The 13,433-nt window shown below is 39.3% G+C and carries 12 protein-coding genes; all 12 read left to right on the top strand.

Annotated elements, in window-relative coordinates:
- The first annotated feature begins 1 nt into the window (after window position 1).
- The 12 genes from uppS to QP437_RS07155 all read left to right on the top strand — a co-directional run bounded on the left by uppS (window position 2) and on the right by QP437_RS07155 (window position 13,384).
- The gene (uppS, locus tag QP437_RS07100) at window positions 2–721 is read left to right on the top strand and encodes a polyprenyl diphosphate synthase (protein ID WP_285267405.1); all 720 of its coding nucleotides are present in this window, start codon (window positions 2–4) and stop codon (window positions 719–721) included.
- Between the two features lie 11 nt (window positions 722–732).
- Entirely contained in the window at window positions 733–1,599 is an 867-nt protein-coding gene (locus QP437_RS07105; protein WP_054419254.1) for a phosphatidate cytidylyltransferase, read from the top strand.
- A gap of 8 nt (window positions 1,600–1,607) precedes the next feature.
- Window positions 1,608–2,939: a sigma E protease regulator RseP gene (gene rseP / locus QP437_RS07110; RefSeq protein ID WP_285267406.1), complete on the top strand. Its 1,332-nt coding sequence runs from the start codon at window positions 1,608–1,610 to the stop codon at window positions 2,937–2,939.
- A 26-nt stretch (window positions 2,940–2,965) separates the two neighbouring features.
- Complete coding sequence (gene bamA, locus QP437_RS07115; protein WP_285267407.1) at window positions 2,966–5,344, top strand: outer membrane protein assembly factor BamA; 2,379 nt, start codon at window positions 2,966–2,968, stop codon at window positions 5,342–5,344.
- Window positions 5,345–5,447: 103 nt separating this feature from the next.
- Window positions 5,448–6,056, top strand: a complete 609-nt coding sequence (locus tag QP437_RS07120; RefSeq protein ID WP_285267408.1) for an OmpH family outer membrane protein — start codon at window positions 5,448–5,450, stop codon at window positions 6,054–6,056.
- 12 nt (window positions 6,057–6,068) lie between these two features.
- On the top strand, window positions 6,069–7,094 hold the full coding sequence (lpxD, locus tag QP437_RS07125) for a UDP-3-O-(3-hydroxymyristoyl)glucosamine N-acyltransferase (RefSeq protein WP_285267409.1): 1,026 nt from the start codon (window positions 6,069–6,071) through the stop codon (window positions 7,092–7,094).
- Between the two features lie 96 nt (window positions 7,095–7,190).
- A complete protein-coding gene (gene fabZ, locus QP437_RS07130; RefSeq protein WP_014064844.1) occupies window positions 7,191–7,640 on the top strand; it encodes a 3-hydroxyacyl-ACP dehydratase FabZ in 450 nt (149 codons plus the stop codon).
- Between the two features lie 23 nt (window positions 7,641–7,663).
- The gene (gene lpxA / locus QP437_RS07135; RefSeq protein ID WP_049381727.1) at window positions 7,664–8,452 is read left to right on the top strand and encodes an acyl-ACP--UDP-N-acetylglucosamine O-acyltransferase; all 789 of its coding nucleotides are present in this window, start codon (window positions 7,664–7,666) and stop codon (window positions 8,450–8,452) included.
- 95 nt (window positions 8,453–8,547) lie between these two features.
- Complete coding sequence (gene lpxB / locus QP437_RS07140; RefSeq protein WP_285267410.1) at window positions 8,548–9,717, top strand: lipid-A-disaccharide synthase; 1,170 nt, start codon at window positions 8,548–8,550, stop codon at window positions 9,715–9,717.
- Entirely contained in the window at window positions 9,710–10,312 is a 603-nt protein-coding gene (gene rnhB, locus QP437_RS07145) for a ribonuclease HII (RefSeq protein ID WP_049381725.1), read from the top strand. Before lpxB ends, rnhB begins: the two co-directional genes overlap by 8 nt.
- 35 nt (window positions 10,313–10,347) lie before the next feature.
- Complete coding sequence (locus QP437_RS07150) at window positions 10,348–12,201, top strand: SLC13 family permease (protein ID WP_285267411.1); 1,854 nt, start codon at window positions 10,348–10,350, stop codon at window positions 12,199–12,201.
- Window positions 12,202–12,364: 163 nt separating this feature from the next.
- Complete coding sequence (locus QP437_RS07155) at window positions 12,365–13,384, top strand: transferrin-binding protein-like solute binding protein (RefSeq protein WP_285267412.1); 1,020 nt, start codon at window positions 12,365–12,367, stop codon at window positions 13,382–13,384.
- The last annotated feature ends 49 nt before the right edge of the window (window positions 13,385–13,433 follow it).

The raw sequence follows: 13,433 nt of genomic DNA on the forward strand, positions 1-13,433 counted from the left end.
AATGAAAGAACTTGATAACAATAATATTCCCGAACACGTTGCCATCATAATGGATGGTAATGGGCGCTGGGCGAAGCAACAAAATAAGCTACGCATTTTTGGCCATACAAATGGTGTGGCAGCCGTGCGCCGTGCGGTGAGTTATGCACGACAAACTGGTGTTAAATTTTTGACGTTATATGCGTTTAGCAGCGAAAACTGGAATCGCCCTGAGCAAGAAGTGAGCGCTTTAATGTCGCTCTTTATGCAAGCGCTTGATCGAGAAGTCAAAAAATTACATAAAAATAATATTCGTTTAAAGATTATCGGTGATGTTTCTCGTTTTAGTGAAAAATTGCAAGAGAAGATCGCAAAAGCAGAAAATTTAACGGGAAATAATACCGCACTGACTTTAAATATTGCGGCGAATTACGGTGGTTGTTGGGATATTGTTCAAGCGACCCAACAATTAGCTGAAAAAGTAAAAAATAATGAGATTTCGGTGAGTGATATTAATGAATCACTTTTCCAGCAACATTTAGTCACACAAGATGAGCCGCCGGTCGATTTGTTAATTCGGACGAGCGGTGAGCAACGCATTAGTAATTTCTTACTTTGGCAAATTGCGTATGCGGAATTGTGTTTTTTAGATGTGCTTTGGCCGGATTTTAGTGAAAAAGATTTTAATCAGGCAATTGCCTGCTATCAACAACGTCATCGCCGTTTTGGCGGGACAGAATAAGCGGAGAACTTATGCTTAAAGAACGTGTATTATCAGCCATTGTGTTGATTGCTTTGGTATTATGTGCCTTGTTCTTATTTACCCCATTTTATTTTGCCCTAGCCTTGGGCTTTGTGGCGACACTTGGTATTTGGGAGTGGGCTCAATTTGCTCGTTTTAAAAATCCTTTAGCGCGCCTTTGTATCGCGGCATTTTTAGGCGCATTTATCTTCCTTTGGCTTTATAACGAAGGTAATTATTTAGATGCGGGGCGAGTATTTGAAAACTACTTGCCGCTTTTATTGTTAAATTCAGTCGGTTGGTGGGCACTTGCATTAGTATTAGTGGTGACTTATCCAAGTTCAGCGAAGTTTTGGGGTAAAAATATCCCTTTACAAGTGTTGTTTGCTTTCTCTACGCTGATCCCTTTTGTTGCCGCAGTCTTACGTTTACGTTTAGATAATTATACTGCTGATCCTCATCATGGTTTATTCTTATTGCTTTATGTGTTTGTATTGGTATGGGCGGCTGACTCTGGTGCCTATTTTGCGGGACGAGCCTTTGGTAAGCACAAGCTTGCGCCGAAAGTCTCACCGGGAAAAACATGGCAAGGCGTATTTGGAGGCATGATCACCGCGGCGGTATTGGCATTTGTATTTATCCATTTCTCAGGTGAAACCTTATTAGGTAGCCGTTCAATGAGTGGTTTTGTTGTGCTTTCTGTGGCAACTGTGGCTATTTCTGTATTAGGTGACTTAGCAGAAAGTATGTTTAAACGTGAATCAGGCATTAAAGACAGTAGTCAATTAATTCCGGGCCATGGCGGTATTTTAGATCGTATTGATAGCTTAACAGCCGCAGTACCATTCTTCACATATTTCTATTTCTTTGTGTTATAGGATAGAACATGTCATTTTTGTGGTCGCTTGGCTCATTTATTATTGCAATTGCTGTGCTAGTTGCCGTGCACGAATACGGCCACTTTTGGGCAGCAAGAAAGTGTGGTATTAAAGTTCATCGTTTTTCGATTGGCTTTGGTAAAGTGATTTGGCGACGCACAGATAAATTGGGCACCGAATTTGCTATTTCAGCTATTCCGCTTGGCGGTTATGTCAAAATGCTTGACGGGCGAAATGAAGAAGTTCCAGCAGAATTAAAATCGCAGGCATTTGAAAGTAAATCTGTCGCTCAACGTGCTTTTGTCATTGCTGCAGGCCCGCTTGCTAATTTTATTTTTGCGATTTTGGCATATTGGGTGATTTATTCTGTAGGGATTCCGAGTGTTAAACCGGTCATTGAAAACGTCACGTCAAATTCACCGGCTGCAATAGCTCAAATTGAACCGAATACCCAGATTTTGGCAATTGATGGGAAGAATACCCCTGATTGGGAAACCATTAATTTATTGCTCACTGATAAGTTAGGTTCTGATTCTGTTGAGCTCACATTAACGCCTTTTGGTGAAAACCGACCTTATCAACGAACCATTAATCTGCAAAATTGGACATTTGAGCCGGATAAAGAAACAGCATTTGAAACATTAGGAATCAATCCAGTTTCAAGTAAAGTGGAGATGACTTTATCAAAAGTGGTGGAGAACTCACCAGCTAAAAAAGCGGGCCTATTGATTGGCGATAAAATTTTAGCAGAAAATTCGACCACACTTGATTGGAAAGCTTTTGTCGCACAGGTACAACAAGGTCAACCTTTTACAATCAAGGTTGAACGAAATCAGGAAATTTTTGACAAAACCTTGCAACCGGAGAAGAATCAAGATGGTAAATGGTTTGTAGGGTTAAGTCCGACGTTCTTAAAAGTTGGCGAACAGTATCGAACTGAATTAAAATATGGTATTCTTGATGCGCTACAAAAAGGTGTGGAAAAGACAGGCCAAATTTCTTGGTTTATTGTGAAGGCAATCGGGAAATTGCTTAGTGGTGAACTTTCATTTTCCAGTTTGGCTGGGCCAATTTCAATTGCTCAAGGGGCAGGCGCATCTTCTAATGCCGGCGTGATTTATTTCTTAAGTTTTCTCGCGTTAATTAGTGTTAATTTAGGCATAATGAATTTATTTCCGTTGCCAGTTTTAGATGGTGGACATCTCGTTTTTTTGGCGGCGGAAGCTATCAAAGGAAAACCTGTTTCAGAACGGGTACAAAATTTAAGTTATCGTATAGGGCTAACAATCTTGTTAATTGAAACAATTTTTGTGCTTTTTAATGATTTCTTACGTTTATAACTATTATTTTTTATAGGATAAAGTCGATGAAAAAACTTCTAATCGCAAGTTTATTATTCGGTACTACAACGAGTGTATTTGCGGCACCATTTGTAGCAAAAGACATTCGTGTTGACGGTGCTCAAGGAGACTTAGAACAACAAATTCTAGCGAGCCTTCCTGTTCGTAGCGGTCAGCGTGTAACGGATAAAGACGTAGCCAATATTGTACGTTCATTGTTTGTAAGTGGACAGTTTGATGATGTCAAAGCTTTCCAAGATGGTGATGCGTTAGTTGTGAGCGTTATCGCGAAACCAATCATTTCTGAAGTGAATATTAAAGGCAATTCATCTATTCCAACAGAAGCTTTAAAACAAAATCTTGATGCAAATGGGTTCAAAAGTGGTGATGTATTAAATCGTGCGAAATTAGAAGAGTTTGCGAAAACCTTAAGAGAACATTATAAGAGTGTAGGCCGTTATAATGCGAAAGTTGAACCAATTGTGACAACTTTACCAAATAACCGTGCAGAAATTACCCTTCAAATTGATGAGGATGATACGGCAAAACTTCGTTCAGTGACTTTTAATGGAAATGAAGCGATTTCGAGCAGTAAGTTACAAGAACAAATGGAGCTTCAACCAGATTCTTGGTGGAAACTTTGGGGTAATAAGTTTGATGGTTCTCAGTTTGATAAAGATGTTCAAGCTATCCAAGATTACTACCAAAATAATGGTTACGCAAAAGCAAAAGTAACTAAAACAGATGTTCAATTAAATGAAGATCATACAAAAGCGGATGTGACCATTGATGTAAGTGAAGGTGAAAAATATAATTTAATTTCAGCTCGTATTGTTGGTAACTTAGGTGGTATGGCTAATGAGTTACAACCATTATTGCGCGAGCTTCACTTGAACGAAACATTCAGACGTTCAGATGTGCAATACGTAGAAAGCTTAATTAAAGATAAATTAGGCGAGCGAGGTTATGGTAGCGCAACAGTTAATTCTGTACCAACTTTTGATGATGCGAATAAAACACTGGCTTTAACATTTGTTGTGGATGCGGGTCGTCGTCTATCTGTACGTCAAGTTCGTTTTGAAGGTAATACGGTTTCTGCGGATAGTACATTACGTCAAGAAATGCGTCAGCAAGAAGGGACTTGGTATAACTCACAATTAGTTGAGTTAGGTAAAGTGCGTTTAGATAGAACAGGCTTCTTTGAAAGCGTAGAAAATCGTATTGAACCAATCCAAGGTTCTAACGATGAAGTTGATGTAGTATATAAAGTCAGAGAACGTAATACGGGTAGTATCAACTTTGGTATCGGTTATGGTACAGAAAGTGGTATCAGCTATCAAGCGAGTGTGAAACAAGATAACTTCTTGGGGACAGGTGCGGCGGTAAGCCTAGGTGGTACACGTAATGACTATGGCACTAGTATAAACTTAGGCTATACAGAACCGTACTTTACTAAAGATGGCGTAAGTTTAGGTGGAAACGTATTCTATGAAACTTACGATAACTCAAAAAGTGATACCTCATCAACCTATAAACGTACCACTTATGGTGGTAACATGACATTAGGTTTCCCAGTCAATGAGAATAACTCATATTATGTGGGATTAGGTTATACTTATAATAAAATCAGCAACTTCGCGTATGAATATAATCGTGATTTATACATGAAATCGATGAATTTGACTGGCAACTCAATTAAAACCAGTGACTTTGATTTCTCATTTGGTTGGAACTATAACAGCTTAAACCGTGGTTATTTCCCAACTAAAGGGGTAAAAGCTAATCTAGGTGGTCGCGTAACCATTCCGGGATCTGACAATAAATATTATAAATTAAGCGCTGAGCTTCAAGGTTTCTACCCATTAGATCGTGATCACCGTTGGGTGTTATCAGGAAAAGCAACCGCCTCTTATGCAAATGGCTTAGGTGGTAAACGTGTACCGTTCTATCAACTTTATACGGCTGGTGGTATCGGTTCATTACGTGGCTTTGCTTACGGTGCGGTAGGTCCTAATGCGATTTATCAAGACAAATATGGTCAATGGTATCAAAGCACTGATGTCGTTGGTGGTAACGCGATGGCTACAGCAAGCGTGGAGCTTATTGTTCCAACTCCATTTGTTGGAGATAAAAGTCAAAATAGCGTAAGAACCTCACTTTTTGTTGATGCAGCAAGCGTTTGGAATACAAAATGGAAATCAGATAAAGAAGGCTTAAAATCATCTCCGATTTATGCAACATTACCTGATTACAGTAAAGCAGGTCGAGTCCGTGCTTCAACTGGTGTTGCTTTCCAATGGCAATCACCAATTGGACCATTGGTATTCTCTTATGCGAAACCAATCAAAAAATATGAAAATGATGATGTAGAACAATTCCAATTCAGTATTGGTGGTTCTTTCTAATAAATTGAACTTTTAGGTTCTATTTAAGTCAAAATCTTCGTTCTGTGTCAGTGAGTTAGCTGGCACAGAAATATTTACTAAACTAATTTAAGGAAATTCAAACATGAAAAACGTAGTAAAAGTTACCGCACTTTCTTTAGGTCTTGCACTTGCATCAGGTTTTGCTGCTGCAGATGAAAATATCGCATTCATCAATGCGGGTTATTTATTCCAAAATCACCCAGATCGCCAAGCTGTAGCTGATAAATTAGATGCTGAATTTAAACCAATGGCAGATAAACTTGCTGCAAGCAAAAAAGAAATTGATGATAAAATCGTTGCATCTCGTAAAAAAGTAGAAGCAAAAGTTGCCGCTTTACAAAAAGATGCACCTCGTTTACGTCAAGCTGAAATTCAAAAACGCCAAGAAGAAATCACTAAATTTGGTTCAGATGAAGAAGCTGCATTAAGTAAATTAATGGAAGAGCAAGATAAAAAAGTGGCAGAGTTCCAAGAGTTAAACGAAAAACGTCAAACTGAAGAGCGTGGTAAATTACTAGAAAGCATTCAAGTTGCAACGAATAATTTAGCTAAAGCTAAAGGTTATACTTATGTTTTAGATGCAAACTCTGTCGTATTTGCGGTAGATAGTAAAGATATTACTGAAGAAGTATTAAAATCTATTCCTGCAACTGAGAAAGCCGCTCCAGCAAAAACTGAAGAGAAAAAATAATAGGTTCTCATAATGCAAAAATCCTATTCTTTACAGGAATTAGCAACAAAAGTCGGCGGTACCCTTCGCGGTAACGCCGACGTTGTCGTTAATAGTATTGCTGCTCTTTCAAAAGCAGATGCAAATCAGCTTACGTTCATTTCTAATGCAAAATTTCGCCCTTTATTAGCTGAATCTAAAGCAGGTATTCTTGTGGTGTCAGAAGCGGATGTGGAATTTTGCTCACCTGAAAGTAATTTACTTATCGTTAAAGATCCTTATGTTGCTTATGCAGTATTAGCGCAATATATGGATACTACCCCGAAAGCAGCTCAAAATATCCACCCAAGTGCGGTTATTTCTGAAAAAGCTTCAATGGGTGAAAATGTATCAATTGGTGCAAATGCTGTTATTGAAGAAGGCGTTGTATTAGGCGATAACGTAATTATTGGCGCCGGTTGTTTTGTAGGTAAATTCACCAAAATTGGTGCAGGTACACAGCTTTGGGCAAATGTAAGCGTTTATCATGAAGTAGAAATTGGACAAAATTGCTTAATTCAATCAGGTGCTGTGATTGGTAGTGATGGCTTTGGCTATGCGAATGATCGTGGTCGCTGGGTAAAAATTCCACAAGTAGGACAAGTGATTATTGGTCATAATGTCGAAATCGGTGCTTGTACCTGTATTGACCGTGGCGCCTTAGACGCAACAGTCATTGAAGATAATGTCATCATTGATAACCTTTGTCAAATTGCGCATAACGTTCATATCGGCACAGGTACAGCTGTAGCTGGTGGTGTCATTATGGCGGGTAGCCTAAAAGTGGGGCGTTATTGTTTAATTGGCGGAGCAAGTGTGATTAATGGTCACATGGAAATCTGCGATAAGGTAACCGTGACTGGCATGGGGATGGTAATGCGTCCAATTACTGAACCAGGCGTTTACTCATCGGGTATCCCATTACAAACTAATAAAGAGTGGCGAAAAACAGCCGCACTTACCTTGGGGATCGATGGTATGAATAAACGACTGAAAGCCCTTGAGAAAAAACTTGGCTAAGATTTTTAAAACGTACCCTAGGGTGCGTTTTATTTTTATACAGAAATATCGTATAATTCCAGTGTTTTATTATTATTTATTTTAAAGGTATTAGACGTGTCAGAGAATCAAGTAAGTAAAGTAATTGAAGCAAAAGAAATTATGACCTTATTGCCACATCGTTATCCATTTTTATTAGTGGATCGTGTGTTAGACTACAAAGAAGGTGAATGGTTAAAAGCAATTAAAAATATCAGCGTAAACGAACCTTGTTTTACCGGTCATTTCCCTGGAGAGCCAATTTTACCAGGTGTGTTAATTCTTGAAGCTTTGGCGCAATCAATGGGGATCCTTGCATTTAAAACCCATGAATTAAAAGGTGGCGAATTATTCTATTTCGCAGGTATTGATGAAGCGCGTTTCAAACGCCCAGTATTACCTGGAGATCAAATGGAATTGAACGTTCAAGTGATTAAAGAACGTCGTGGTATTACAGCATTCACAGGTATTGCAACCGTAAACGGTGAAGTTGCTTGTGAAGCCAAATTAATGTGTGCTCGTCGATAATTAAAGAAAATTAAGGGGTAAGTATGATCCACCCAAGTGCAAAAATTCACCCAACCGCGCTTGTTGCTGATGGCGCAGTTATTGGCGAAGACGTTGTTATCGGTCCTTTCTGTATTATTGAAGGGAGCGTTGAGATTAAAGCGCGTACCGTTTTAAATTCTCATATTGTCGTGAAAGGCGACACCGTGATTGGTGAGGATAACCAGATTTATCAATTCGCCAGCATCGGTGAAGTCAACCAAGATTTAAAATATAAAGGCGAAGCAACTAAAACCATTATTGGTAATGGCAACCTTATTCGAGAACATGTGACGATTCACCGCGGCACAATCCAAGGTGGCGGTGTAACACGTATTGGTAACAACAACTTATTGATGATCAACGTCCACGTTGCTCACGATTGTCAAATTAAAAATAACTGTATTTTGGCAAACAATGCAACCCTTGCAGGTCACGTTGAATTAGATGATTTTGTTATTGTAGGTGGTATGTCTGCGATTCACCAATTTGTGATCGTCGGTGCGCACGTAATGCTAGGTGGTGGTTCTATGGTTAGCCAAGATGTGCCGCCTTATGTGATGGCTCAAGGTAACCATGCACAACCTTTCGGTGTTAACCTTGAAGGATTAAAACGTCGTGGTTTTGATAAACCAACCATGCACGCGATTCGTAACGTCTATAAAATGATTTACCGCAGTGGTAAAACCCTTGAAGAAGTGTTGCCTGAAATTGAACAAATTGCGCAAACAGAATCTGCAATTAGTTTCTTTGTGGAATTCTTCAAACGTTCTACCCGTGGCATTATTCGTTAATTAACGTTTCTTTTCTCGTTAAGAGAAAATGATGAATAACAAAGAGACCGCACTATGATTTGTTCAAAGTGCGGTCGTTTTTTAGGATAAATTTAATGATAAAAGAAAATCCGACTATTGCAATTGTTGCCGGTGAAGTGTCTGGTGATATTCTTGGTGCAGGTCTCATTCAAGCGCTTAAACGCCACTATCCGCAAGCTAAATTTGTCGGGATTGGTGGTGAGCGAATGATTGCTCAAGGTTTTGAAAGCTTTTTTGATATGGAAGAGCTCTCTGTCATGGGGCTAGTAGAAGTACTTAAACATTTACCTCGATTGCTTAAAATTCGTCGCAGTGTCATCGAACAACTTTCTGCTATTAAACCAGATGTATTTATCGGTATTGATGCACCGGATTTTAATCTTACCGTTGAACTTAAATTAAAAGAAAAAGGGATTAAAACCATTCATTACGTGAGCCCATCTGTATGGGCTTGGCGTCAAAATCGTATCTACAAAATAGCTAAAGCAACTCATCAAGTATTGGCTTTTCTTCCTTTTGAAAAAGCTTTTTATGATCGTTTTAATGTGCCTTGCCGTTTTATTGGCCATACCATGGCAGATGCGATTCCATTAAAACCAAATCGTACAGAAGCTTGCCAGACTTTAGGTATTGATGAAAAAGGACGTTATCTTGCTATTTTAGTAGGGAGTAGAGGTAGTGAAGTGGGCTTCCTTACTGAGCCATTTTTAAAAACTGCTTTGTTATTAAAAGAAAAATATCCAGACTTGCAGTTTTTAGTCCCTTTGGTTAATGAAAAACGTCGCCAACAATTTGAGGAAATAAAGGCTCAGATTGCCCCCGAACTCGATATGCATTTAATTGATGGTAAAGCACGCCAAGTGATGATTGCCGCCGAAGCGACTTTACTTGCTTCGGGTACCGCAGCGCTTGAGGCGATGTTGTGTAAATCGCCAATGGTAGTGGGGTATCGAATGAAACCTTTCACGCATTTCTTGGCAAAACGATTGGTCAAAACAAAATATATTTCATTGCCTAATTTGTTAGCGGATGAAATGCTTGTGCCAGAAATGATTCAAGAAGATTGCGAACCGCAAAAATTGGCAGAACGACTTTCTCAGTATTTAGGCGATGACGAAAGTGCGGTCAAATCTCGCAGTGTTTTAATTCAACGTTTTACAGAGTTGCATAAATTAATTCAATGTGATGCGGATAGCCAAGCCGCACAAGCTGTGGTTGATTTATTGGAGCAAAAATATGACTGATTTTGTTTATCCTGAAGGTTATCAACTATTTGCTGGGGTGGATGAAGTAGGCCGTGGTCCTTTAGTGGGTGCAGTTGTAACGGCAGCGGTAATTTTAGATCCGAATAATCCGATAACTGGTTTGGCGGATTCTAAAAAGCTCAGCGAGAAAAAACGCCTTGCACTCGCAGCAGAAATTAAAGAGAAGGCTTTAGCTTGGGCAATGGGGCGAGCAGAGCCAGCAGAGATCGATGAACTGAATATTCTGCATGCCTCTATGCTAGCAATGGAACGGGCCGTAAAAGCCTTAAAAATTCAACCGCACTTTGTGTTGGTGGATGGTAATCGTATTCCGCCTAATCTAGGTTTGCCAGCTCAAGCCGTGGTGAAAGGGGATTCACTTGTGGCTGAAATTAGCGCTGCTTCTATTTTGGCAAAAGTCGCACGGGATCAGGAAATGGAAGAATTAGATAAAAAACACCCTGAATATGCTTTTGCTCAACATAAAGGTTATCCCACTAAATTACACTTAGAAAAATTAGCGGAACTGGGTCCTTTACCAGAGTATCGTCGTAGTTTTTCACCCGTGAAGAAAGCATTAGGCATAGAAGAATAGTTAGAGTGAAAGGTCTTAAGATTAAAGGATAGAGTATGAACACCATTTTTGAGCATGCACTTTGGGTGAGTCCATTATTTTGGACATTAATACTGCTTGGTGCGGCCATTATTTTATTTGTACATAATAAAATTCGTATGGACGTGGTGGCATTATTGGTGATGCTCTCTTTTTATCTAAGTGGTATTCTCAGCATTCAAGAGATCTTAGTTGGCTTTAGTGATCCCAATATTATCCTCATTGCTTTGCTCTTCATTGTGGGGGAAAGCTTGGTTCGGACAGGAATTGCTTATCGTGTGAGTGACGGCATCTTGAAAGTTGCGGGAAATAGTGAAGCTAAAGTGCTTATTTTACTGATGCTTTCAGTGGCTGGATTAGGTGCATTTATGAGTTCTACTGGCGTGGTTGCGGTGTTTATCCCTGTTGTGATTATGATTTGCCGTCAAATGAATATTTCCCCAAAACGATTAATGATGCCATTAAGCGTGTCGGGATTAATCAGTGGGATGATGACGTTAATCGCGACAGCCCCTAACCTTGTGGTGAATGCGGAATTAGTGAAAGATACGAATCTTCGTCTTGAGTTTTTTGATTTCACACCGATCGGATTATTGATCTTAGCGTTGGGTATGGGCTATATGCTTATCGCTCGTCGATGGCTTTCAGATAATAACGATGAAAGCAATCAAGATACCATGCAAAGCTCCATGAATGAGCTAATTAATGAATATGGTTTGAAAGATCGTACCAAACGTTTGGTGGTGAAAAGTACGTCTCCTTTCGTGGGTAAAACCTTAGATCAACTTCATTTGCGTTCTAGCTATCAATTAAATGTGTTGGCGATTGAGCGTTGGAAACATTTCCGTCCAAGTTACATCATGCCTCTTGGCACATCAGAGATAAAAGCAAAAGATATTCTCATGGTGGATTTGGAACGCTGTGATTTCAATTTTGATATGTTTTGCCAGGAATTTCATTTAGAACCTGCCGAAATTAAATCCCAATCGTTTGATCAGCAAGCTCGTTCTATCGGAATGGCCGAGTTAATTATTGTGCCGAACTCTGCCTGTATTGGTAAAACCACTGCAGAGCTACAATTCCGCACAAAATATGGCTTAAATGTGGTTGGGATTAAACGAGATGGTGTGGTATTGAGTGATGCTTTTAAAGAAAAATATCGCTCAGGTGATCTACTTTTAGTAATTGGTGATTGGCGTCTTATTCAAGCAATGCGTGATCGTCGAAAAGATTTCCTGGTATTGAATTATCCGAAAGAAATGGAACGCGCTGTGCCAGCTCAACGTCAAGCACCGCTCGCCTTGATGTCCATTTTAACCATGGTAGTATTAATGGTTTCAGGTGCCATGCCTAATGTTGTGGCGGCCTTAATTGGCTGTTTAATGCTGGCTTATTTCCGTTGCGTGGATGCTAAAAGTGCTTATGACTCCATTCAATGGCCGAGTCTTATTCTGATTATCGGAATGATGCCATTTTCGACTGCTCTTCAAAAAACAGGTGGCGTTGAGTTTGCGGTGAAATGGTTAACACAAATCATTGATGGATGGGGAATGTATCCAGTATTGATTGTGCTCTTTGTATTTTGTGCATTAGTCGGGTTGTTTATATCGAATACTGCTACTGCAATTTTGATGGCACCCATTGCGATTTCTCTTGCTACACAACTTAATGTGTCTCCCGTACCATTCGCAATGGTCGTCGCAATTGCAGCTTCAGCTGCATTTATGACCCCAGTCTCTTCTCCAGTAAATACCATGGTGGTGGGACCAGGTGGCTACAAATTTGCTGACTTTATTAAAATCGGCGTACCTTTTACCTTAATTGTTATGCTGGTGACTGTTTTTATCGTGCCAATATTGTTTCCATTTTAAATGAAAGACTAGTTAACAATATAAATTTATTTACTCATAGTTTACTCTTTATTAATTCTTGAGTTGTTTACTAGATTATTTTTTGTTATGCTACCTTGCATCATCCATGATGATAAATAGTGATTATCTTTTATTTTTAACTGTTTAGTCGAGGAATTCCTTTATGAGAAAAGTAACACTTTCCGCATTAGCTATAGCTCTTGCTATGGGATTATCAGCTTGTTCATCAAGCCAAGAAGAAAGTTATGACCCGTCTTCTAATGATGTTGCAACTTTCCAACCGAATAAATCTTCATCAGAAAATAATTCGTCAAACCAATCTGCATCAAAAAATGATTCAGCAAATCAATCTGCATCAAAAAATGATTCAGCAAATCAAACAAACGAATCAAATAACCAAAAACAATCAACCCGACCTCACTTGACAATAATTGAAAAGGGACCGTTAAGTAAAGGGCACCCATCATCAGCGAAAGATTACGCTATTCCAACAACTGGTAAATTTAATGGGATTGCTTATGAGTTTCGCAGCCACTATAACACTGACAGAATTGAGAATCCAAAAGTACATCAATTATCAACGGATAATATCTACGTCTTAAACATTAATGGTAAACGCATTGATATTGCGCCAGAGGGTGTGAATCCAGCATATACTTATGTGGATAAGGATGGAGAAATTCAGTTAAGCACAGGGGCTTTTGTTAATGGTGTAGTTTTCCAAGACAGTATGCAAAATGGGATTTATCAAAGCAAAAAAGATGGAAAAACCTACGTTTATATCCAAGGTGAACTCACTCCGACAGATAATATTCCGAAAAGTGGCACAGCTCGTTATCTTGGCCTGAGTAGCTACCATGTGAATAATGATACACTACTTGAAGGTGCTCTTGATCCTGTTGAGGGCGCTCCTCCAAGATTTGGTATTGTGGGTGTTGATATGACGGCAAATTTTGAAGATAAAACGGTTGCTGGCCACCTAGTTCATACCAGTGCAGCGAAGAATAATAATGTACTAGCTGAATTAGAGGGAACTATCTCTGGAAACCAATTCAGTGGTACAAAAAATGATACAAAACTGCAAGGCGCATTCTTTGGTGAAAATGCTAATGAAATGGGTGGTGTTTATATCAATCAGAGAGAAGGTTTTAGTGGCGCATTTAGTGCGAGACATCAATGGTAGTTAAGTGCCATTAATCATATTTTAACGAGATGTTAAGAAAAAAGAGCGG

This window comes from Haemophilus sp. UMB1048, from assembly GCF_030218125.1.
Lineage (GTDB): Bacteria > Pseudomonadota > Gammaproteobacteria > Enterobacterales > Pasteurellaceae > Haemophilus_D.